The 21762-nt window shown below is 67.4% G+C and carries 19 protein-coding genes, 1 tRNA gene and 1 other RNA gene; 8 read left to right on the forward strand and 13 right to left on the reverse strand.

Going from position 1 to position 21762, the window contains the following annotated elements:
* Positions 1-16: 16 nt before the first annotated feature.
* Together LPN03_RS10195 and ffs are read right to left on the reverse strand one after the other, a co-directional pair.
* Positions 17-3322: a DNA polymerase III subunit gamma and tau gene (locus LPN03_RS10195; protein ID WP_262454165.1), complete on the reverse strand. Its 3306-nt coding sequence runs from the start codon at positions 3320-3322 to the stop codon at positions 17-19.
* 84 nt (positions 3323-3406) lie between these two features.
* Positions 3407-3502: signal recognition particle sRNA small type (gene ffs / locus LPN03_RS10200), an RNA gene on the reverse strand.
* Positions 3503-3674: 172 nt separating this feature from the next.
* On the opposite strand from ffs, the gene LPN03_RS10205 reads away from it, so the two are divergent.
* The 3 genes from LPN03_RS10205 to LPN03_RS10215 all read left to right on the forward strand — a co-directional run bounded on the left by LPN03_RS10205 (position 3675) and on the right by LPN03_RS10215 (position 4989).
* Positions 3675-3887, forward strand: coding sequence for a hypothetical protein (locus LPN03_RS10205; RefSeq protein ID WP_165180323.1), 213 nt, complete (start codon positions 3675-3677; stop codon positions 3885-3887).
* Positions 3888-4285: 398 nt separating this feature from the next.
* Positions 4286-4370, forward strand: a tRNA-Ser gene (locus LPN03_RS10210).
* A 139-nt stretch (positions 4371-4509) separates the two neighbouring features.
* Positions 4510-4989 (forward strand): glutathione peroxidase, encoded by a 480-nt coding sequence (locus LPN03_RS10215; RefSeq protein WP_370875227.1) that lies wholly within the window; start codon positions 4510-4512, stop codon positions 4987-4989.
* Between the two features lie 34 nt (positions 4990-5023).
* Here LPN03_RS10215 and LPN03_RS10220 read toward each other — a convergent pair whose 3' ends face one another.
* On the reverse strand, positions 5024-5911 hold the full coding sequence (locus LPN03_RS10220) for a hypothetical protein (protein WP_262454166.1): 888 nt from the start codon (positions 5909-5911) through the stop codon (positions 5024-5026).
* Positions 5912-6033: 122 nt separating this feature from the next.
* Between LPN03_RS10220 and LPN03_RS10225 the strand changes: the two genes are divergently transcribed.
* Both LPN03_RS10225 and LPN03_RS10230 read left to right on the forward strand, forming a co-directional pair.
* Positions 6034-6333, forward strand: a complete 300-nt coding sequence (locus LPN03_RS10225) for a type II toxin-antitoxin system VapB family antitoxin (RefSeq protein ID WP_165180321.1) — start codon at positions 6034-6036, stop codon at positions 6331-6333.
* A complete protein-coding gene (locus LPN03_RS10230) occupies positions 6326-7117 on the forward strand; it encodes a LytR C-terminal domain-containing protein (protein WP_262454167.1) in 792 nt (263 codons plus the stop codon). The genes LPN03_RS10225 and LPN03_RS10230 overlap by 8 nt, the downstream gene beginning before the upstream one ends.
* On the opposite strand, the gene LPN03_RS10235 is transcribed toward LPN03_RS10230, so the two are convergent.
* The 4 genes from LPN03_RS10235 to kynU form a co-directional block, all read right to left on the reverse strand.
* Complete coding sequence (locus LPN03_RS10235; RefSeq protein ID WP_165180320.1) at positions 7114-7737, reverse strand: TetR/AcrR family transcriptional regulator; 624 nt, start codon at positions 7735-7737, stop codon at positions 7114-7116. The genes LPN03_RS10230 and LPN03_RS10235 overlap by 4 nt on opposite strands.
* Before the next feature lie 15 nt (positions 7738-7752).
* The gene (locus LPN03_RS10240) at positions 7753-9048 is read right to left on the reverse strand and encodes a type II toxin-antitoxin system HipA family toxin (protein ID WP_262454168.1); all 1296 of its coding nucleotides are present in this window, start codon (positions 9046-9048) and stop codon (positions 7753-7755) included.
* Positions 9045-9251 carry a helix-turn-helix domain-containing protein gene (locus LPN03_RS10245; protein ID WP_165180318.1) on the reverse strand — a complete coding sequence of 69 codons (207 nt, stop codon included), beginning with the start codon at positions 9249-9251 and terminating at the stop codon, positions 9045-9047. The genes LPN03_RS10240 and LPN03_RS10245 overlap by 4 nt, the downstream gene beginning before the upstream one ends.
* 287 nt (positions 9252-9538) lie before the next feature.
* Positions 9539-10804, reverse strand: a complete 1266-nt coding sequence (gene kynU / locus LPN03_RS10250) for a kynureninase (protein ID WP_262454169.1) — start codon at positions 10802-10804, stop codon at positions 9539-9541.
* 112 nt (positions 10805-10916) lie between these two features.
* On the opposite strand from kynU, the gene LPN03_RS10255 reads away from it, so the two are divergent.
* Positions 10917-12209, forward strand: coding sequence for a CynX/NimT family MFS transporter (locus LPN03_RS10255; RefSeq protein WP_262454170.1), 1293 nt, complete (start codon positions 10917-10919; stop codon positions 12207-12209).
* A 92-nt stretch (positions 12210-12301) separates the two neighbouring features.
* Here LPN03_RS10255 and LPN03_RS10260 read toward each other — a convergent pair whose 3' ends face one another.
* From LPN03_RS10260 to LPN03_RS10270, 3 genes are read right to left on the reverse strand one after another with little or no spacing between them, the layout of a single operon-like run.
* Positions 12302-13084, reverse strand: a complete 783-nt coding sequence (locus LPN03_RS10260; RefSeq protein WP_262454171.1) for a carbon-nitrogen hydrolase family protein — start codon at positions 13082-13084, stop codon at positions 12302-12304.
* A gap of 49 nt (positions 13085-13133) precedes the next feature.
* Positions 13134-14477, reverse strand: coding sequence for an APC family permease (locus tag LPN03_RS10265; protein ID WP_262454172.1), 1344 nt, complete (start codon positions 14475-14477; stop codon positions 13134-13136).
* Positions 14474-15364, reverse strand: a complete 891-nt coding sequence (locus tag LPN03_RS10270; protein WP_165180313.1) for a carbon-nitrogen hydrolase family protein — start codon at positions 15362-15364, stop codon at positions 14474-14476. Before LPN03_RS10270 ends, LPN03_RS10265 begins: the two co-directional genes overlap by 4 nt.
* Positions 15365-15460: 96 nt before the next feature.
* Here LPN03_RS10270 and LPN03_RS10275 point away from each other — a divergent pair, with 96 nt between their 5' ends.
* Positions 15461-16207: a FadR/GntR family transcriptional regulator gene (locus LPN03_RS10275; protein ID WP_165180312.1), complete on the forward strand. Its 747-nt coding sequence runs from the start codon at positions 15461-15463 to the stop codon at positions 16205-16207.
* A 47-nt stretch (positions 16208-16254) separates the two neighbouring features.
* Positions 16255-16584 (forward strand): hypothetical protein, encoded by a 330-nt coding sequence (locus LPN03_RS10280; RefSeq protein ID WP_165180311.1) that lies wholly within the window; start codon positions 16255-16257, stop codon positions 16582-16584.
* A gap of 91 nt (positions 16585-16675) precedes the next feature.
* On the opposite strand, the gene LPN03_RS10285 is transcribed toward LPN03_RS10280, so the two are convergent.
* The 3 genes from LPN03_RS10285 to LPN03_RS10295 form a co-directional block, all read right to left on the reverse strand.
* On the reverse strand, positions 16676-17851 hold the full coding sequence (locus LPN03_RS10285; protein ID WP_165180310.1) for a Wadjet anti-phage system protein JetD domain-containing protein: 1176 nt from the start codon (positions 17849-17851) through the stop codon (positions 16676-16678).
* Positions 17841-21215 (reverse strand): ATP-binding protein, encoded by a 3375-nt coding sequence (locus tag LPN03_RS10290; RefSeq protein ID WP_262454173.1) that lies wholly within the window; start codon positions 21213-21215, stop codon positions 17841-17843. The genes LPN03_RS10285 and LPN03_RS10290 overlap by 11 nt, the downstream gene beginning before the upstream one ends.
* Positions 21212-21762, reverse strand: a 551-nt coding sequence (locus LPN03_RS10295; RefSeq protein ID WP_262454174.1) for a DUF4194 domain-containing protein, incomplete at its 5' end; no start/stop codon positions are given. The genes LPN03_RS10295 and LPN03_RS10290, both read right to left, overlap by 4 nt.

The raw sequence follows: 21762 nt of genomic DNA on the forward strand, positions 1-21762 counted from the left end.
AAATCATCGGCGCCGGCTAGCGCCCGGCGTTGAGGTCGCGCTCTTCAATCAATTGCCCGCCCAGAATCCGCTCCACCGCAGCCTGGCCCACCACGCCCGACTCCTCAATGGTGACGTCATCCTCGCTCGGCACGTCCTCCACCTGGGGAGCATTCGCCGTCGTCGCGGCAGGGCGGCGGGCCGTCGCCTCCGCACTGTGGGACAGCCGCTGGTACATGCTCAGCTTTGCCCCGCCCGGTTGCTGCCCGCTTTCCACGCTCGACGCCGGTGCCCCGGACACGTCCGTCCCGCCCCCGGTGTGTGGTGCGGCAGGAGCCGCTGGGGTGGCGGCCGCGGCAGTGCCGGACGACGGCGGCTCGCCTGAGGTGGCGTTGCTTGCTCCGGCCGGGACGGGGCCGTCTGCCGGGGCCACTGTGGTGCCGACGGCGTCGGGGTCGGTTGCGGCTGGCGCCTGCGCCCAGTCCGGGGCGCTGGCCGGTGCGCCCCAGCCGGGGTCGGCCACTCGGTTGCGGGAGGTGGCGCCCAGGGAGACGCCCCAATCCTGGGGTGCGTCCTGCGTGGTGTTTTGCGCCAATTTGGCCGCCAGCAATTCGCTGCGGCGTGGCCCGGCCGGGGCCGCCGGGGCCGGTTCGGCGGGCTTGGTTGATTCGTCGGGCATGTCCCAGCCGCTGGTCCACGCCGAAATGGGCGACACCGTGGGACGGTAAGGCGCCGGCTCCTGGGACGGGCTCTGGGCCGGACGCTGTAACGGGTCGTGGGCAGCGCCTTGGCCTGGTTGCCGGGCGGAATCGTGGGCATCGGCGGGTTCGGGCAGCGCGGCGGCCGGTTCGCCCTGTGGGACGGTGGCCGGCTCAAGCCGTGGAGAGTTGGACGGTTCCCGCCCCTGCTGGGAAATTGGCGCGGCAGGGAGCTCGGGAGCCCAGTCGTCATGGGGTGGTTCGTCGTCCCACGACGGTTCTTCCGGGATGGGCCCGTCCCATTCGGAGGCGGGCGTGGGCCGTCGTGAAGGTGAGGGCTGTGGGGCTGCCGGGGTTTCGGCTGCCGGAGCGGGCGCAGCTGCACCGGAGGTGGTGGCTGTCGGTGCGGGTGCAGTGCCCTGGACCGGAGCCTGAACGGCGGCGCCCTGGGTGGGAGCCTGAACGGCGGGTCCCTGGGTGGGAGCCTGAGCCTGAATCGGGGCCTGGACGGAAGCCTGAACCGGGGCTTGGACGGGAGCCTGGACGGCGGTGCCCTGGACGGGAGCCTGAACTGGTGCTTGGGCTGCGGGCGCGATGGGCGTTACGGGCGCAGGGTGGTGCCCCTGGCCGGAAGGCCGCCGGTCAGCCGAACCTTTTGGGTTTGGCTCAGCGCTGCTTTCATGGGCCGGCGCATCACCTGTGACAGGGTCAAGCTGGCACGTGATGCCCAGCGTGGTGTGGATGGCCTGGCGCAGATTGTCCGCGTGGCCGCTGTTGCTGAACGCCTGGATCAACGCCGTGGTGGGCAGCGCCACGCGAAGCGTTTCCCCGTCGAAGGCGCGGGGCACCACGTTTTGGTTCACCATGGCCCACGACACCTTGCGGATGTTGCTGAGGTTCGCGAGAATTTCCGGCCACGCGCGCCGAATAACCTCGATCCCGGTGCCGCCGGGAGCCTGCTGTGCCAGTGGCTGTTCCTGGGCGGTTGGAACGTCAGCCGGAACCGCTGCCTGCCGCGCGGAGGGTGATGCAGTCTCTAGGCTGTCCCAGCTCGGTGCCGTGTCGGGTGCCTGCGCGGCCGGGGCCTGCGGACCGGCCTGGGAGGTGGATGCCTGGGCCGTGGGTGCCGGGGCCGCGGGTGCGGAAGTGGCATGCGCCTGCAACGGCGGAGTTTGCGACGGCGGACCGGCCGGGGCGGCAACAGGCGCCGCTTGCGCGGCAGGCGAGGGCGCGGAGGGGGCGGCCTGCGCTGCCGGTTCCACGGCGGTGGCGGCGTGGCGGCTGGCGACCTGGGCTCCGGCGTCGGCCTTGGCTTTGGCCAGCTGCGCCCGCACTGCTGCCAGGCCACCGCCAGGGGCAGGCGGCGTGGCGGGGGCGAAGGCGGGCGCGGTGCCCGGGGCGAAGGAATCCCCGGCACCAGGGTTGGTCCCTGCCGAGCCGGCGGTGGCGGGGACCCCGGCGGCGACGGGGCCGCCGCCATAGTTGAGGCGCCGTTCCATCTGGTCCAGCCGGGCTGCCATGCCCCGCGCTGTGGTGTCGGCGCCGGGCAGCAGGAGCCGGGCCCCGAGCAATTCCAGGTGCAGGCGCGGGGAGGTGGCTCCGGTCATTTCATTGAACGCGGAGTTGGTGACGTCGGCTGCGCGGGAAAGCTCGGCAGCGCCAAGCTGCGCTGCCTGCGTCTGCATGCGGGCGATGAGCTCATCCGGGGTGCCGCGCAAAATGGCGTGGGCGCTTTCGGGCATGGCCTGGACAATGATGAGGTCGCGGAAGCGCTCCAGCAGGTCCTCAACAAAGCGGCGGGGATCGTGGCCGGTCTGGATCACGCGGTCCACGGACTTGAAAACGGTGGCGGAATCGCTGGCGGCCAAGGCTTCGACGACGTCGTCCAGCAGGGAGGCGTGGGTGTAGCCGAGCAGGTCCACGGCAAGTTCATAGTCCAAGCCGGAAGGACCCGCGCCGGCCATGAGTTGGTCCAGCACGGACAGCGAATCGCGGACTGAGCCGCCGCCGGCGCGGATCACGAGGGACAGCACGCCGGGGGCTACAGGCACGTTTTCCTGTTCACACAGGCGGGACAGGTACGCCATGAGCGGTTCCGGCGGGACCAGCCGGAAGGGGTAGTGGTGCGTGCGGGAGCGGATGGTGCCGATGACCTTGTCCGGCTCCGTGGTGGCGAAGATGAACTTGATGTGTTCCGGCGGCTCCTCCACAATTTTCAGCAGCGCATTGAAGCCGGCGGACGTGACCATGTGGGCCTCGTCAATGATGAAAATCTTGTAGCGGTCCCGGATGGGGGCAAAGGTGGCGCGTTCGCGGAGGTCGCGGGCATCATCAACGCCGCCGTGGCTGGCGGCGTCAATCTCAATGACATCCAGCGAACCGGATCCGCCGCGGGCCAGCTCAACGCAGCTGTCGCAGCTGCCGCAGGGATGGGAGGTGGGTCCCTTTGCACAGTTCAGGCATCGGGCCAGGATGCGGGCAGAGGTGGTCTTGCCGCAACCACGCGGGCCGGAAAAAAGGTAGGCGTGGTTGACGCGGTCCTTGTCCAGCGCAGCCATCAGGGGAGCCGTGACATGCTCCTGGCCGATCACGTCCGCGAACGAATCGGGGCGGTACCGGCGATAAAGGGCTGTTGGTGCACTCACAGATGAAACCCTATCTAATCTGCCTGACAAAATGCCGGTCGATGCCGCGGATTGGGCACATCTGGGGATAAGTTCACAGGGCAAAGTAAAGACCCCCCATGCACCCGCCAGAGCCCGCTTACCCTTGCTACCTTCCGGTCCTGGGGGAGTTCACAGGGTGACGCCACATGAGGGGCCGTCCAACAGCTTACCTGAAGGAGCGGGGGCGGGCGAATTGGCAGGCACCCCGGCCATTCCCATTGGCAGGCAACGGTGGTAGCTTCACGTCAAGGGGTAGTGCTGTTCATCCACATAGATGCCCGGGAAGCTTCACCCCTTGGGTTGCCCGGGGCTTGAGGAGCTGACGGTCGTCATGATTTACGGACTCTTTCAATGGGCATTCCTGGTCCTCGCCTTCGTCTGCGGGATTTCCGCACTGCTGCGGCTGGAAGTGTTTTCCACCAACACCAGCCAGCGGGCCCACCACCATTCCGACCAGCAATTCCTGCTATGGATTCTTTGCGTGCTGTTCATGGTGGCCGGCTTCGTCGCGGCCGTGCTGGCTGCCAACCACGGATTGAGATAGCGGCAGCTGCACCGCACGCAGAAGGGTGGGACCAAGGCGCCTGCCTGCCCGGATGGGCTGGCGGCGGCGGTCCTTATTGGTTATGCAGCAAATTGCCAGAAAAATAATCAAGTGCGGAATATCACAGCGACGTGACAATGTTGTAAAGTTGTTCTTGTGCACGGAGTTGCGGGGGGAGCGCCGCACCCGGGCACGGGGGAATTGGGAACCTGCGGTTCCCGGTCCCGCGCATTATGGTCTGCCTTCCGATGGACCGTGTTGGAGATGGGGGTAGTAGGGCTTGAACGGGGCCCTACTACCCTTATTTTCTGCCGTTTTCCGCCCTGCGCGGCAATCGATTCGTGACTTGGGCGTTTCGTCAGGTACTCTTGAACCTGCCGTGTTCACCACGGCAAGCTGGAGGATTCGCCTAGCGGCCTATGGCGCACGCCTGGAACGCGTGTTGGGTTAACGCCCTCGGGGGTTCAAATCCCCCATCCTCCGCACAACTGGAAGCGGCCCCGGACTGTGAAAACAGTGCCGGGGCCGCTTTTGTTTTCCCTGGGCCTCTCGGCCCCATTGTGACCCAACGCGACCCGTCGCGATCGAATGTGACCCAACGTGCCGGGGCTAGAATCGGGCTGTGAATAAACAGAAGCTAAAGTCCCTTTCCATTGCCCTGAACGATGGCACCGAAACTACGCTTGGTGCCGTGGCCAAGGGGGCCGTGCTGGTGGTCAATGTGGCATCGGCGTGCGGGTTCACCAAGCAGTACGCCGCACTCGAGGCGCTGTATGAAAGCTACCGGGCCCGCGGCCTGGAAATCCTGGGCATCCCCTGCAACCAGTTCGGCGGCCAGGAGCCCGGCACGGATGAGGAAATCGCGGAATTCTGCCAGAAGAACTTCGGAGTGACATTTCCACTGGGGACCAAGGTTGACGTCAACGGCACCGGTGCGCACCCGCTCTTTGCCGAGCTGACCGGTCACGGTGCCAGTCCCGTCAAATGGAACTTTGAAAAATTCCTGATCAGCGCAGACGGCAGCTTGCTGGCCCGCTTTGCCTCCGCCGTCACCCCTGACGCCCCCGAGCTGGTGGCAGCCATCGAGGCCGCCCTCGCATAGACCCCCGCGTAGACCCTCGCATAAACCCCCCGGGTCAGTCCGCCGTCACCGCCGCGAGCCACGCCTGCAGGAACGCCGCGCCGGCGTCGTCGTGAATGACGTCGGCACCCAGGCCCAGGTCGGCCGATGTCAGGACCGGGTATGGCTTGGCCGGGACGCCGTCGGCCGGGCGCACATCCACGTGCTTGACGCTGTGGTCCTGGTGGTGCAGCCAGTCGGCCATGGCATAGTCGGTACGCGAGTCGCCCACGGTGCGCCACGCTTCCGGCACAATGCCCTGCGCGGCCAGCAGTTCCACGGCCCGGCTGGCACCGAGGTCCTTGCCCAGCCGGACCGATTCAATGTCCGTGGAGATGATGGTGGGGTCCACCCGGTAGTCCACGCGGCCGCCGGCCGGGTAGCGGTGGTCCAGACGGGCGGCGCCCAGCTGGTGCCGGGCCAGGAGTGCCAGGGCGTCGGCGTCGAACAGCCCTTGCTGCACCAAATAGTCGCTGTTGGACACCGCCAGCTGCTGTTCCACAGACACCATGGCCCGCTTGGTTTCGTCAAAAAACATGTGCTCGGCGTAGCTGGCGTGCACCAGCGCCCTGACATCGTCGGCGAAGGCCGCGGGCATGGCCAGCTCGCGGTCCAGGTGGATGGCGCCGGGCCCCTGCGCCGTGAAGCTGAACCAGACGGCGCCCTTTTCGCAAATCGCGTGCACCACGGCCCGGGCCGGTATTCCGGCGTCGATCATGGGCGCCATGACCTGTTCCGCAATGAACGAATCGGAGCGGCCGGTATTGAAGATGACGGGAATTTCCTCGTGGAGCAGGCCGATCAGGCTGTCAATGATGCCGGGGGCCACCTGCCGGCTCTCGGGACTGGCAATGGGGCCGTCCACGTCAAGCAGCAGGGCCAGGGGCGGGGTAGCAAGCGTCATGAACCCATGATCCCAGCCTTCCCCGCTGCCCGCGTGCACCCGAGGTAACCATTTGGCAACACACCCGGCGGCGCGCAGGCGAGGCAGTTCCCTTGGGGCCCTCCAGTCCATAGTCTGAGGGGGTGATCTTCAAAGCAGTAGGCGACAAGCGGCCCTATCCTGACCATGGCTATGTCACGCCCAAGGACTGGTCCGCCGTGCCGCCGCGCCAAGTCCGGCTGGCCGATTTGGTGACAACCAAGGCCCAGCTGGACCTCGAGGCGCTGCTGGCCGAGGACTCTACATTCTTTGGCGACCTCTTCCCGCATGTGGTGCAGTGGCACGGGACCCTCTATCTGGAGGACGGCCTGCACCGGGCAGTGCGCACGGCCCTGCACCAGCGGACCATCCTGCACGCCCGGGTGCTGGTGATCGATGACTGACACGCCCGACGGCGGCCGGGACCACGGCGGCCGGGACGACGACGTCCTCCTGACGGCGGGGCAACAGCGCAGGGCGGCGCGGGAGGCTCGGCGCCAGGCCAAGGACGCGGCCTACGAAGAGCGCCTGGCCCGCAAGAAATCCAAGGACGTGCAGTTTTGGCACGGGCGCCAGGTCATTGACGCGCAGGGACTTGCCGAGGCGTTTCCCGAGCCGGAATCCCCTGAATACGAACCAAGCATGGTCCGGCGGCGCATCACCCACGCCGTCACCCTGGTGCTGCTGCTCGCCCTGGTGGTGGCCGGCGTGGTGCTGGCTGGAATGGTGCAGCGCGGCGAGCTGGAGATCAAGTTTGGCTTCCCGAAAGCCGCCGCGCCGGTGGCCAGCTGTCCGGCGGAGACCCTGGACTACCCGGCCAACAAGAAGGTGGCCGTCAATGTCTACAATGCCGGCAGCCTTGAAGGGATGGCCACAAAGGTGGCGGCCGAGCTGAAAAAGCGCGGCTACGTGGTCAAGGCTGTGGCCAACCGGACCACGGAATATTCGGCGCCCGTGGTGGTGGTTTCCGGCGCCGCCGGCCATGCCTCGGCGTTCAACCTCCAGCGCAACGTGGCCGGCTCGGAATATGTCCAGGACGGCCGCAAGGATGCCAGCGTCGACTTCATCGTCACCAACACCTACACCACCCTGGTCGAGGCGCCCAAGGTTGACCAGACGCCCGGGCGGCTGTCCTGCCCGCGGCTGCAACCCACCACCGCGCCGCCGTCGGCCAAGCCCACTCCCTAGCGGATGGTGACCGGCCGGCCGTCGTCGTCGAAGGCGGCGCCCACCCCGGCCTGGATGAACCGGACGGCGGCGGCCACGCGCTCCTCCTCGGCACCCGAGGTGCGGCGGGACGCGCTGGCGGTCAGGGAGCCGTGGATCAGCTGCACCAGCCCCTCCACGTCGGCCTCGGGCAGGAACCGCTGGTCCATGCCGTCGCGCAGGATGTCCTCCAGCAGCCGGTTCAGCTCGCCCACATGCACGGCCAGCTTGGCGAACGATTCGCTTGAAAGCACCGAACGCATGGCCGGGCCGGGGGGCAGGTGGCGGCGCGTGAGGTCCTCCAGCTGGGCCCGGACATACAGCGAAAGCCTGTCCACGGGATTTTCCAGCCCGTCCAGCCTGGCCTTCAGCTCGCTGACAAACCGTCCGGTTTCATCGAGCGCAAACGCCACCAAGAGCTGTTCCAGGTCGGCAAAGTAGTTGTATACGGCGGTGCGGCCAACGCCGGCGCTGCGGGCAACGTCCGTCATGGTCAGGCCCGGCAGGCCGTGGCTGAACAGGAGTTCACCGAAGGCGTCGAGGATCTTGCGCTGCGTCTGCTCGCGCTGCGCCGCGTTGGTTGGGGCGGCTATTCGTGGCATGGCACCATTTTAGCGTCAATTCGTCAGTAAAACCCCATTGTGCCGCGGCTGCGCGGCCATCGCCGCCCGCCGGGTGTCCAGGACGCGGACGACGGCGGCGCTCACCTCACGCCCAAACGGCAGTTCCGCCGGGGTCAGGGCAGAGGCGGCCAGTGCCTTGTCGATGCACTTGGCGGACAGCCGTTCGGGCAGGTGGAGGGTCCGGCCAAAACGCAGCCAGTCGTTGCGCGCCAGCGCCGTCCTGCTGCCCGCGCTGCCGCCGAGGGGCAGCGCCATGCCAGGGTCTCGGGAGGGGTCGCCGTCGGTGAGCTCGGTGACAATGCCGCCGGGCACGCCGGCGGCCAGCCCCTGCTCAATTTCGGCGGCCAGCGTGCATTGGAGGTCGTAGGCCGGGGCCACGAACCACTCCCCGCCGGCATGCTGCACCACGGAAATATTTTTGGCGTGCAGGTTGCCGTTGCCGGTCAGCCAGCCAAACAGGAACTGCAGGAACACGTTGCGGGCGGCCAGCAGGCGGGCCGGACACGGGGCCACAATGGCCGCGGCCACGGCTTCGGTCGGGACGCCGTATTTGCGCGACGGCGGCAGCCCCAGCAGCTGGGCGCCGTCCTCCACCGCCAGCGGCCCGGCCGGGGACCGGTCAAAACGTGAGACAAGCAGCGCGGCCTGCCCGGCGCCGTCGTGCACCAGGCGGGCGGCCGCCACCGGGATGCCCAGCTTCCTGGCCTTTGTCAGCAGCAGGTGCTCGGTCTCCACCTGGCGGGCGTGGCTGCCGTCGTTGAACTTGAGGATGTACGCCCGCGAGGGGTCCTTGTCGTGGACGTAGGAGGCAGTGACCTTGTCCTGGAAACCTGCCAGGGAGGACTCGTCAACCGGCCCGGGGACCGCGGCGAAGTCGGCAAACCGGATGCCTCCCATGGTCTTGGTGACGGCCAGCAGCGGGGGCAGCTTGGTCAGCGGTTCCCCGGCCGGGACAATTTGGACATCGCCCACGGGGTTCAAGCCGGCTGCCAGGAGCAGGGAGAATTCATCGGTGATGGTAGTTTTCACGGCCCAGCGCAACTTGGCCAGGCGCTCGCCCTCCGGCAGCAGCCCGGCAAAAAACGCAGGCACGCTGCCGTGCCCCAGCGTCACCGGGACGTCCAGGACCGGGAGGGTGGAGGCGATGGCGGGCCCGCCGGAACTGAGGTAGGCGGGCAGGTAGGAAAAGACCACGCCGACGCCGGCATGCCGGGTGAGCGTGGCTGCGGCGCGGCCCTTTTTGTACACCACGGCGTGGTGGATCCGCTTGGCGTCCTCGGGGTTCTTCACGGCCGCTGAACGCTCAGGCCCACGCTGAGTCCCAGTGCGTTGGCCACGGCGTGGAGGATGTCCAGACGCACCGTCTCGCGGCCGTTCTCCAGGTCGCTGAGCACACGGGGGGAGACATCCGCGAGGTCAGCTGTTTCAATCTGCGTCAGCTCAAGTTCGCGGCGCCGCGCTCTGACGGCGGCGCCCAGCTGGGCTGCGTCCACGTAGGGCCTCCTGTCGCCGGACTTCGTGGTTACATCCTACGCGTTGACGGGAAATTTCTGCACGATCCTGCCGATACGCATCCACGTTCTGGTGGCATCCCCGCGCACCTCCGCCGACCCCCGCGCATCCCCGCACCTTCGCCGAGACAGCGGATCCGCGCCGAGATCCCCCAAAAATTTTGTGGGGTTTCGGCGCGGTACCGCTATCTCGGCGGGTGGAGTGGATTAGGGGGGGCGGCGGGGCGTGCGTGAGCCGGGCGCGCGGAGGGCGGAGTGAACGCGGTGCGTTAGGTGACCTGCAGCCGCTCGCGGAACTCGGGCGCATCCCACAACCGGTTGTCCAGGATGTCGAACAGGGCGTCCACGGCATCCCAGACGTCCGTGCACCCCAAATATAGTGGCGTGAGGCCAAAGCGCAGCACGTGGGGTTCCCGGTAGTCGCCGATCACCCCGCGGGCAATCAGGGCCTGCATAATGGCGTACCCCTCCGGATGCGCGTAGCTGACGTGGCTGCCGCGGCGGGCGTGCTCGCGGGGCGTGACGAGTTCCAGCCCGTGGCCGGCCCCCCGCGCCTCCACGAGGGAGATGAACAGGTCCGTCAGGCGCAGCGACTTTTCCCGCACCGCCCCCATGTCCGCGGCCAGGCTGACGTCCAGCCCGCATTCCACCAGGGCCATGGAGAGCATGGGCTGCGTTCCGCACAGGAAGCGGCCAATGCCGGTGACGGGTTCGTAGGAATCCTCCATGGCAAACGGCTGGGCGTGGCCCCACCAGCCGGACAGCGGCTGCCAAAATCGGTCCTGGTGCCGCGCGTTGACCCAGATGAACGCGGGTGAGCCCGGCCCGCCATTGAGGTACTTGTAGGTGCAGCCCACGGCAAAGTCCGCGCCGGCACCGCGCAGGTCCACGGGCACGGCCCCGGCCGCGTGGGCGAGGTCCCAGACCACCAGGGAGCCGGCGCGGTGCACGGCGGAGGTGGTGGCGGCCATGTCCCACATTGCCCCGGTGCGGTAGTTGACATGGGAAAGCGCGACGGCGGCCACGTCGCTTCCCAGCGCGGCCTCCAGCGGCAGGCCCTCGTCAATGAGCCGGACCGAGTAGCCCTGGTCCAGGAAGTCCACCATGCCCTCGGCCATGTAGATGTCGGTGGGGAAGTTGTCGCGTTCGGTCACGATGACCTTCCGCTCCGGTGCAGCCTCCCTCTGGATGCGCAGGGCGGCGGCCAGTGACTTGAACAGGTTGAGGGAGGTGGTGTCGGTGACCACCACTTCGCCGGGCCCCGCGCCCAGCAATGCCGCCAGTTTGTCCCCCAGCCGGCCCGGCAATTCAAACCAGCCGGCCGTGTTCCAGCTGCGGATCAACCCGGTGCCCCACTCGTGTTCCAGCACGCGGGTGGCTGTGGCCGAAGACGACCGCGGACGTGGTCCCAGCGAGTTCCCATCCAGGTAGATGACGCCCTCCGGCAGCGCGAACTCCTCGCGAAATCGGCGCAGGGGGTCGCTGGCGTCTGCGGCCAGGCAGTCGTCCCGGGTGGTGGGCAGTGTGGCTTCCATGGGCGTCCTTGCCTTTGTCGGATGCAGTCCAATCCCCAATGTATGGCCGCAATTTCGCCCGGTCAAGGACCCGCGGCACTCCGGTGGCGCCCCGAGTGGCTACTGTTGTCGGGTGAGCAATTTTGCAGTGAAAAGGCCGTGGACCGGGCGCCTGGGTGCCCTGTTGGGCATCATGGTCATGGCGCTGAGCCTGCGGACGGCCGTTTCCGTGGTGCCGCCGCTGCTGGGCGAATTGCGTCCGGAGCTCGGGTTCGACGCCGGTACCATTGGCCTGCTTGCCATGCTCCCGCCGCTCATTTTCGCCGTGTTCGGCCTGCTCACCCCGGCCCTGATCCGCCGCTTCGGCCTGGAACGGGTGCTGGTGGCGGCCGTGGTTCTGGCCGTGGCCGGCCAGTTGGTGCGGGCCGCCAGCGATCATGTGTGGCCGTTCCTGGGCTGGTCCGCAGTGGTCATGGCCGGTTACGGCATTGGCAATGTGGTGCTGCCGCCGCTGGTAAAAAAGTACTTTCCCGACCGGGTGGGCGTGGTGACGGCCGGGTACGTGACGCTGCTGGCCGTGGGCACCGCCGTCAGCCCCCAGCTCGCCGTTCCGGTGGCCGGGCTGAGCAACTGGCGCGTGTCCATCGGCATGTGGGCCGCCGTCAGCCTGGTGGTGCTGCTGCCGTGGGCCGCGCAGGCGCTGCGGGACCGCCGCGGGTCCCGGCCTGCTGACGACGCCGGTAACTCCTCGCCTGCCGCCGTCGGCCGTCCCGGCGTTTCCGGTGCCGTGCAGAAGCTGGTGCCGTGGCGTTCCCCCGTGGCGTGGGGCCTGGCGATCTTTTTGGCGGGCAACTCGGCGCAAACCTATGTGTACTTCACCTGGCTGCCGCCGTATTTGTCGGGCCAGGGCGTTGACGCCGCCACGGCCGGTTCCGCACTGGCCTATTTTGCGATCCTGGGCCTGCCCGTGAGCCTGCTGGTGCCTTTGTGGGTGCCGCGGATGAAGAACCCCATTATTGCCATCGGGGTCTTTGCCGTGTGCTGGAGCGCCGGGCACCTGGGCCTGTACCTTTCGCCGATGCACGGGACGTGGCTGTGGGTGACATTCTCCGGGCTGGGCCAGGGCACCTTCGCGACGGCCCTGCTCATGGTGAACCTGCGCTCGCGGACCACGCACGGCTCTTCGGTGCTTTCCGGTTTCAGCCAGGGCGTGGGCTATGCGGGGGCAGGCATCGCGCCGCTGTTCTTTGGCACCATCCACGACGCCACCGGGTCTTGGACGGCGTCCTTCGCCATGCTTGGCGCCTGCCTGCTGGTCATGCTGGCAGGTGCCGTGATGATCAACCCGCGGCGCTACATTGAGGACTCCGCCGCGGAGGCGCCGGCAGCCGTGACTGAGGGAACCCCGGCGGCGAAAACGGAATAGCCGCACGGCCGGAATCCCCCTCCCCTTCCGACGCTCCCGCACAATCGGGGCGTTTAGTCCTGACGCTCCCGCAGCGGGCCCTTCCCAGCCGCCTAAAGGTAGCGCCGCTGGCTGCGCGTGGGGAAGTGCGCCCTGACGGACGCCAGCTCTTCCGGGGCAAAATCCGCCGCCAGCACGCCCGGCTCCAGCCCCAGTTCGGCCAGTACGTCGCCCATGGGGCCGGCCAGCAGCGAGTTGCCCACGGACACAGGGGGTGCCTGGCAGATGCCGGCCACGAACAGGCTGTTTTCAATGGCCCGTGCCGCCAGCAGGGTGCGCCATTGCTTGGTCTTTAGTTCCCCCGGCACCCAGGACGAGCAGGCCAGCAGCACGTGAGCACCGGCGTCGGACAGGGCCTCTGCCTGCCGCGGAAAGCGGAGGTCGTAGCAGGTCATGAGGCCAAAGCGGACGCCGTCCAGGTCAAAGACCACCGGATCGGTGGTCGGTGCGGGGGCCACGTAATCCGATTCCCGGAAGCCCTGGGCGTCGAAGAGGTGGATCTTGCGGTAGGCGGCCAGCAGCGCGCCGTCGGGGCCAAATGCGGCGAGCGTGTTGTAGGCGCGGGAGGGGTCGGGGGAGGATTCCACCAGGCCCGCCACCACGGCAATGCCATGGTGGCGGGCGATCCGGGAGAGCTCCCGGCCCACCTCACCGTCCAGCGGCTGGGCCACTGTGGGGAAGGTGGAGTCGATCATCTTTTTCTCGTAGGTGGCGTACTCGGGGAATGCCGCCAGGGCGGCGCCGTCAGCCGCGGCCCGCGCGGCGTACGCGTCGATGGTGCGGAGGTTGGCGGCGGTGTCCGTGCCGGACGCCAGCTGGCCCATGGCGATGCGCACTGGTCTGGCCTTTCCTGAATGGTGGGTGAACGGGGCTGTGATTCTGCGCCTAGACTACCGCTTCCTCCAGCGTTGCCATCTCCGGCGGTGCCTTGCGCAGGCCCTTGGTGATGAACACCAGCACCACGATCCCCACGGCCAGCCAGGACAGGCCCAGGGTGACGGCGTTGATGTCCAGCTGGGAGAGCAGGTAGCCGCAGATCAGCGCCCCGACGGCAGGGACCACCACGTAACTGACCGGGTTGAGGAGGTTTCCGGCCCGGCGTTCGCGGACATAGTGGAAGATGACCGAGATGTTGACCATGGTGAAGGCCGTGAAGGCGCCAAAGTTGATGAAAGAGGTGGAGGTGGCCACGTCCAGGAAGATGGCGATCAGCCCGATGATTCCGGCGATCACAATGTTGGCAACGGGCGTGTGGTACTTCGCGTTGAGCCGGCCGAACACGGCCTTGGGCAGCACGGAGTCGCGGCCCATGGCGTACATCAGGCGGGAGGCGCTTGCCTGCGCGGCCAGGCCCGAGGCGAACTGTGCGGCAACCAGACCGGCCAGGAACACGGCGCCGAAGAAGGTGCCGCCAATTTGCAGGGCGATCTCGCTGGCGGCGGAAGCGGAATCCGCGAAGGCACCGCCAGGGTGGACCAGCTGGGTGAAGTAGGCAACCACTATGAAGATGCCGCCGCCAATGAGGGCGATGAGCATGATGGCCCGCGGCATGTTCTTCTTCGGTTCAATGGTTTCCTCCGTCAGCGTGGTGACGGCGTCGAACCCCAGGAAGGAGTAGGCGGCAATCGCGGCCCCGGCGCTGATGGTGCCCAGGCTGGAACCGGCGTTGAAGAACGGCGAGGAATTGGCCAGCCCGCCGGCGCCCGAGGTGTGCACGATGTGGCCGATCGACAGCGCCACGAAGAAGACGATCACCAGGATCTGGAAGGCCATGAGCACGTAGTTGGCCTTGTCCGCCACCTTGATGCCCAGGATGTTCAGGAAGGTGGTGATGACGATGAACAGCAGGATCCACACGGCAATCGGGATGCCCGGGAACTGTGCGCTGAGGAAGGAGCCGCCAATGAGCCAGATGACCATGGGCAAAAACAGGTAGTCGAGCAGGATGGCCCAGCCCACCAGGAAGCCCACCCGCGGATCAATCGACTTGCGGACGTAGGTGTAGGCGGAGCCGGCCACGGGGTATGCCGCGGACATGCGGCCATAGCTGTGGGCGGTGAACAGCATGGCCACCATGGCCACGAGGTAGGCGGACGGGGAGGCGCCGCCGGTGGTCTCGGCGATGATGCCGAAGATGCCCAGCACAATGATGGGGGTCAGGTAGGCGAGTCCGAACAGGACCAGGGACCTGAGGTTGAGCGTGCGGATCAGGGTTGCTTGCGGGTTCATGCGATGCTCCTCGATGAGCGGAGAACGGGGTTCCAGGATTCCGGGTCGATCCGGCCCTGGTAGACGGGGAGCTCGATGGCGGGCTCGCCGGGGCGGAACTGGGACCACATGCGGTTCAGGCCTGCGGTTCCGTGGTTTCGGACATGTTCGACGGCGGACAGGTCCAGTTGGGCGGTGAGCACGGCGGGTTCCGCCGAGGGCGCCTGGGTGACCACCCCGCCTTCGGGGTCAACGATGATGCTGCGGCCCTGGCCGGTGGGTCCGGCACAGTTCACACTCACCATGAACACCTGGTTGGTGATGGCGTTGGCCCGGGCCAGCACCAGTTCCTGCTCACGGTCCGGGGTGGTGGTCTTCACCACGTTGATGATGACCTCCGCGCCCATCCAGGCCAGCTGCCGGGTGACTTCCGGGAACCAGGCGTCGTAGCAGATGTTCAGCCCGGCCCGGCCATATCCCTCCAGGTCCACGGTCACGAATTCGTGCCCCGGATCGTAGGGTTCGAAGGGCCGCCACGGGAAGATTTTCCGGTAGGCGCCGGCAATGTCTCCGCCGGGGGAGAGCACCAGCTGCGTGTTGAACAGCTGGCCGTCCTCCCCGCGCTCGCAGACACTCCCGGGCACCAGCCAGATGCCCAGTTCGGCGGCAATGGCCCGGAGCCCGTCAACCCTTGGTCCGTCCAGGGGTTCGGCCGAGGCCTGCAGCGCGTCGGCGCGCTGCTGGTCCGGTGTTCCGTCGCCGAAGAGGTGCAGCTCCGGGAACACCACCAGCTTGGCGTTCGGCTGGTGCGCCAGGGTGGTGCGCAGCTCCCGGGCAAAGCCGGCCAGCGGTTCGCCAATGAGCCGTGGCGGGGCTTGAGCTGCGATGAGGGGCAGAATGCGGGACATGTGACGCTCCATGCTTGGGGTTGTGACTTAATTCATAATAGATCATATTGATCCCTTAGCAACAGGCTTGGGAAAAAATCCCCTACAGTGATCTTTATGAGCCACGAATCAGCTGCGGACACCTCCCCCATCGGGGATGCGGCGCTGGCGGGACTGGAACGCCGCAGCGCCATCGAAGCTGTGCGGCTGCGCATTGGCACTGCCATCTTCCTGGGCCTGCTCAAGCCGGGGGAGCGCCTGCCTGACAAGCACGACGTGGCCTTGGGGCTTTCGGTCAGCCCCATCACGGCCCGGCGGGCCCTGACCACCCTGGCCGACGAAGGCGTGGTGGTACGCCGCCGCGGGCGCAACGGCGGGACGTTTGTGGCGGATGCGCCCCCGCGCGATGTCCTGGCTGCCCTGGCGGCGCCGGCCGGCGAGTTCAACCGCGTGCACCGGCTCGTGGACCGCAGGGTGCTGGGTGAATGCGCTGTTACGCACTTCGCGGCCGTGAACATTTCCGAGGACCAGCTGGGGGAGTTGGAAGCCTTGACCGGGAGAATGGCCCAGGCTGAGAGCTGGTCCGGCTACCACCAGCTGGATGAGGAATTCCACCGCCTGGTGGCCGGCGCATCGGGGCTGGAGGGCGCCGTCGAGGCTTACCTTGAGGTCCTGAGCGAGCTGTACGAATACTTCATCCCGTACCCCATCGAGAGCCTGCACAGCTCCAACCAGGACCACATCCAGCTGGTGGCAGCCCTGAGGGAAGGCCGTGTCCAGGCGGCCGTGGAGATTTCCCGGCGCCATGTGGACACGCTCCACCGGACCATGTTCATGGGCCTGGTGGACGGGACCGCGGAATAGCCGGGCATCCGCAGCGGGGCTGCCGGTCTCGGGTGGATGATGGATGCATGGATGAGATTGAGCTGGCCGCGTGCCGCAAGGAATTGGAAGAGGCCACCTCCGGGCTCCGGGAATTGTGCGAGGACGTGGCGGTTCCCATGCAGGCGAAGCAGTTCGTGGCGTATTTTTGCGGCACGGGTGGCCAGGCTGCGAAGGACAAGGAGCCGCGGCGCCGCGCCTTTTATGCCGCGATTGGCCGTTTCCAGCAGGCGTTTGAGGCACTTCACACGGATTTGGCGGCAGCCGGCTACGTGCCGCGCGAGGTGGCCAGCATTGAGAAGGAAAGTGCCAGGTTCGCGGAGCTGGGCCAGGCGGTTGGTGCCGCAGCCGGAGACTGATGCCCCGTCACAGGGGCCGGCGTCGGAGCCCCGGGCGCCCAAACGATCCGCCGTGGGGCGCCCAAACGATCCGCCGTGCTGCACCCGCCGTTCAGGGCAGCCGGGCCAGCACCCAGTCCCAGCGCAGCAGTTCCTGTTCCAGGCGCAGCTGCGGAGCAAAGGTGCCATTACGGAGGGCTGCATAAAGGGCGCCTTCCTCAGCCGTCAGGTGCGTCAGCACCGCCCGGGTGGGGGTGTCCTCCCGGCCCCAAAAGTCGCGGTGGGCCAGCAGCGTCCCCTCATCCATCAGGATGCTGCGCACGTGAGGGTGGTGGGCGCGCAGCTGGTCCAGGATGTGGAAGCCGTGGGTGTCGAGGTCGCCCCAGTAGAGCACCTCGGTGCCGCGCAGCCACGAGGCTTCCCGCAGACCCTCGAAGCCGTATCCGCCGCCAAATACGGCCAGCGTGCGCGGTGCGTTGGGCAAGGCCAGAAAGTTGACCAGGTTTTCCGTGGTGATGACCCTGTCCACGCCCAGGTCCAGGGCGGCAAATCCGGCAGCCGTCACCTCCACGTCCGTGAGCCCCGGTGCGGGTGCCAGGGCCGGGTCCAAAAACCGCAGCCTGACCCGGTCCGGCGCAGCCAGGAAGCCGTGGCGCCGGGCATAATTCTTTCCCGAGACCGTCCGTTCAGGGTCCAACGTCACAAGCATGTCGTCGATGAGCCGGCGGTGTGTCTCCACAAACTTGGTGTGCACGCCTGCGAGCGACAGCTGGCGCAGGTAGATCCCGGGATGCGGGTTGGCGGCCAGCCAGAGTGCCACGCGGGCAGCTGTCACCGCGTCCGCGCCCTGATTGAGCAGCTCGAGCGGCCGGCGCAGGGCCCACGCCGCCAGGCCGGCGTCGAGCCCGCCCAGGAGCCGGGCAAGCTCTGCAAACCGGGCTGCCTCACGGCCCAGCCCCAGCAGGGAAATCTCCTCGGCGGCAGTGGCAAAGACGGCGGCCGACGGCAGCATGTTGGCGCCGATGGTGTTGGCCCCGACGGAAACGTGCTCCAGCACCGAACCCCGGGGCTCCGGATCCCATAAGGCAGCCCAGGCCGCTGCCTCAGCATAATTGCTGCGCAATTGGGTGGCGCTGGGGTGCCGGATGGCGCGGCGGCGGGGGTGCAGGCCCGACGGCGCCGCCGCCTCGCGCAGCAGCTCCCCGCTGTTCCATGACCGCAATGCAGACGCACGCAGGTCCGCGGGTGTGGTCCAGCCCCGTCCGCCGGTCCGTGGCTCAGCTGCCACGCTTGTCCCGTTCGGCCCGGTACTCGTGGATGGTCATGTTGCGCAGCTGGGAATCGTCCCCGGCTTCGTTGGCCACAAATCCCACATTGGCCACGAACGGTTCAATGACGTGGATCTTTTGCAGCGGCGTGACAATGAGGAGCTGGAGCTTGAGCCGCTTGAACAGTTCCAGCCCGTACCTGGCGGACTCGTCGGAGCCGCGGCCGAAGGCCTCATCAATGACCACGAAGCGGAAGGAGCGCTGGTTGCCCGGGCCGGCCGCGATGCCGAATTGGAAGGCCAGCGCTGCCGCCAGGATGGTGTAGGCCAGCTTTTCCTTCTGCCCGCCGGACTTGCCGCCGGAGTCAGTGAAGTGTTCGTGCTCCTCGCCTGTCTCGGTCCACTTTTCCGAGGCGGAGAAGGTGAACCAGTTGCGCACGTCCGTGACCTTGGCCGTCCACCGTTCGTCCAGGTTGGTCAGGCCCGGCCGGCCGCGGAAGCGCTCCACGAGGGCCTCCACCTGGAGGAACTTTTGTTCCGAATACTGCTCCTGCGCACCAATGGAGCCTTCGGAGCAGGCCCGAAGCTCGCTGCCGAACTCGCGCACCTCGGCATCTGAGGTGGCCTGAGGCTCCAGCTGGATGTGCCGGCCGGGGTTGTATTCGATCCGGGCCAGCGACTCGTTGATTTCGCCGATGCGGGAGACGATGTCCTGGCGGCGGGAATCCAGGAAGGCATTGAACGCGACAATCTCGTGGATGGTGTTTTGCGTCAGCGACTCCTTGAACCGCTCGGCAAACCTCGGGAGGTCGTTGTCAACCAGCTGCTCCAGGATCCTGTTGAACTCCCCGGCAGCCTCCAGTGACGCGTCCAGCTCGGTGGTTTCCGCAGGGTATTTGTTGCGGAAGTCGGCCATGAACCGGATGGTGGTCTCCGCCGCGCGGCCCGCCCGCAGCTGCAGGGCGTCGAGGGTTGCCTGCAGTTTCTCCCGGACCTTGCCTTCCGTCTTCACGGTGTTCTTGTAGCTCAGTGCCTCGGACTCAAGTGCGGCCTGGGCGAGCCTTCCCAGCTCAGCCAGCAGGCCGGCGTCGTCCGTCAGCGGCGCCCCGGCGAGCGATTCCCGGCAGTCCGCGATCTGCTCGGTGATGTCCTGGCTGCCCTTCTTGTTGGCGCCGACGCGCTCCGCCAGGGTGGTCAGCTTTCCGGTGGTGCGCTCCAGCCTGTCCCCCGTGGCGTTCTCCCGCTCGGTCAGCTCGCGCAGGATGTCGCTGGAGGATTCCAGGGCGGCTTTTTCCTGGGCCAGGTCCTCCTTGGTGCGGGCCGTGGCGCGCCAGTCCAGGCTGGCAAAACTTACGACGGCGGCAACCGTGCCGATGAGGCGCTGCTGGCGTCCCAGGTTGCCCAGCTGGGCGTCGATGCGGCCCAGCCCGTCGGAGGCGGTGCGCATCCGGCCGTCGGCTTCTTCCAGGGCGGAGCGGAGGCGGGCAACCTTGTCGTGGTTGTCCCAGCCCAGTACGTAGCTGGACCGGTCGGAGAGTTCCTTGCGGTCGTCCTTTTCGTGGCGCCCGCCTCCGCCCTTGAGCTGTCCGTTGAGGGTCAGCGCCTTGGGATAGCGGCGGAAATCCTCCATGGTTTCGCAACACTGGTGGTCAAAGCGGCGGCCCAGTTCCTCCAGCAGGAATTCCCGGAACGGCGTGCCAGGCTTGATGCCGATCTTGCTGGCCAGGGTGCCGGCAGCGGCGGGACGAGGGGCAGGGTTGCCGCCCACCCGCAGGTAGACCAGCCGGGCCCGCAGGTTGTTGGCGTCCACCCAGTCGCTGACGGCGCCGTAATGTTCCCCGGTGACCAGCAGGGACAGGGCAAAGCCGTGCAGTGTGCGCTCGGCGGCGCCTTCCCAGGCGGCCTCGGATTCGCGCACCCGCAGCAGCTCGCCCGCAAACGGAAGCCCGGCCTCGGGAATGCCGGTGCCGTCGCAGAGACGCTTCCGCAGGGCGATCAGCCAGCCGGGGAGCAGGTTTTGGCGGTTCAGCAGGCTCTTCAGTTCCGCCGTGTGGTCCCCGGCCAGCTCGGAAGCTTCGGAGCGCTGCCGGTCCAGGGCGGTGCGCCGGGCTTGCAGCTCCGCGTTGCTTTCGCCCAGCCGCTTTTCGACGGCGGGCAGTGCGGCGGCGTTGGCGTCAAAGGCCACCTGGTCCACCGGATCAAACAGTCCCAGCACCTCCGCGGCCTCCGAATACGAGGAGTAGCGCTCGCCCTGGGCACTGGATTCCAGTTCCAGCCGGGCCAGTTCGCCCTCGATGGCGGCGATCCGGCCCCCGCCGCTGTTGCGGATGTCATCCCGGAGCTCGGCCAGTTCCCGGTTGAGCCGGCCCACCTCGGCCGTCAGGGTGTTTTGTTCCGCGGCCATCCGCACGGCGGCCCGTTCCAGTTCCAGCAGGTGTGCCTCACTGAGTTCCAGCTTTTGGGTGGTGAACCAGGGGGAGAGCCGTTCGCGCTGTTCGTGGGCTCGGTCGTAGTCGGCAGTCAGCGTCTGGTGGCGGGCGGCGTTGTCGCGGACGGGTTCCAGCATGCGGATCTGGTCCTTGGCGCGGAGCACGGCGTCGTGGGCTTTTTTCAGGTCGTCAAAGTGGTGCAGCAGGTTCTTGATCCGCGTGTCGACGTCGTCCTCTTCGAGCATGTTGGTGCGCACAAAGTGGGTGATGTTTTCCACCTGCTTCATGGACACCGTGCGGTGGAACAGGTCCATGGCCTGCGCCGAGCCAATGCCAAAGTGGCGCTTGAACGCGGCCGCGTACTTCTCAAACACGTCAAAGACCGCCACTCCGTCGTTGCGCAGCCGGCGCTTGAGCTTGGCCATGTCGGTGCCGAAGCCGGAGAAGTCGGCCTTGATGCCCTGTTCGCCCTCGGCTATGGAGTAAAAGCGGGTGGGCTGCCCTGCCTCCTGCGTGGCCCACAAGGTGATGGCCAGGGTGATGGTCTTGTCCAGGGCCGCGTTGTGGAAAACGCCCAGCACCACGGTAAAGGTGCCCGGGCCGCGCAGCGCCACCGGCCGGGAAGTGTCGCCCAGGCCGCTCCGGGCGCTCTTGTGGAAGCCGCGCACATAGGACATGAGGCTGCGTTCCTTCTTTTGCGCCCCGGCTGCCTTGTTGTACTCGATCCTGTTCGCGGGCAGCAGCAGCGTGGTGATGGCGTCAACGATGGTGGATTTGCCGGAGCCGATGTCGCCGGTCAGCAGGCTGTTCTCGCCGTCGAGCCTGAAAGTGCGCACGCTCTTGTTGAAGGTGCCCCAATTGAGCAGTTCCAAGCGGTGCAGCCGGAAGCCCGGCCGCGTGCCGGCGTCGTCCAGGGTGAGGTCATCCAGGCTGAAAAGCCCTGCCTGCGTGCTCATGCCGTGGCCTCCTTCGGGGTGCGTGGCGCCTTGCCAGGGGAAGGCTCGACGCCGGTTGGCCGGCCTTGGGCGTCCGTCCCGCCCAGCGCGGCGCGGTAGTCGGCGAGCCGGGCATCGAATTCCTCCAGCCACTGCGCATCCACGTAGGCGTTGAGGATGCGGGCCACCTCGAAGGTCCCCTCCTGCCCGCGGAGCTTGCGCAGGAACCCCAGTTCGGTGACTTTCTTGATGTTGGTGGCCAGCTGGTCCTGAATGCGGGCCTCATTGCTGGATTCGGGCAGGAACACGGACACCATGTCCCCGATCTGCTCCGCAGTCATGATGAGCCGGGTTTCGCTGTTTTGCGTATCAAATTCTGCCAGCCGGGCCCGCAGCAGGGCCAACAGCAGGCTCACGTTGAAGGTCAGCTGGCGGCGGGGGATCAGCCGGGGCAGCTCGGGGTCGGCGTCTGGGCTGGAGCGCAGGAACGCGTAGCCCTCGGTGTCGTCGAGCACCAGCTCCAGTCCCAGCACTGCCACATAATCCCGGGCCTGGGCCGACAGTTCCG

It is taken from the genome of Arthrobacter sp. A2-55 (assembly GCF_025548615.1).
GTDB classification, from domain to species: Bacteria; Actinomycetota; Actinomycetes; order Actinomycetales; family Micrococcaceae; genus Specibacter; species Specibacter silviterrae.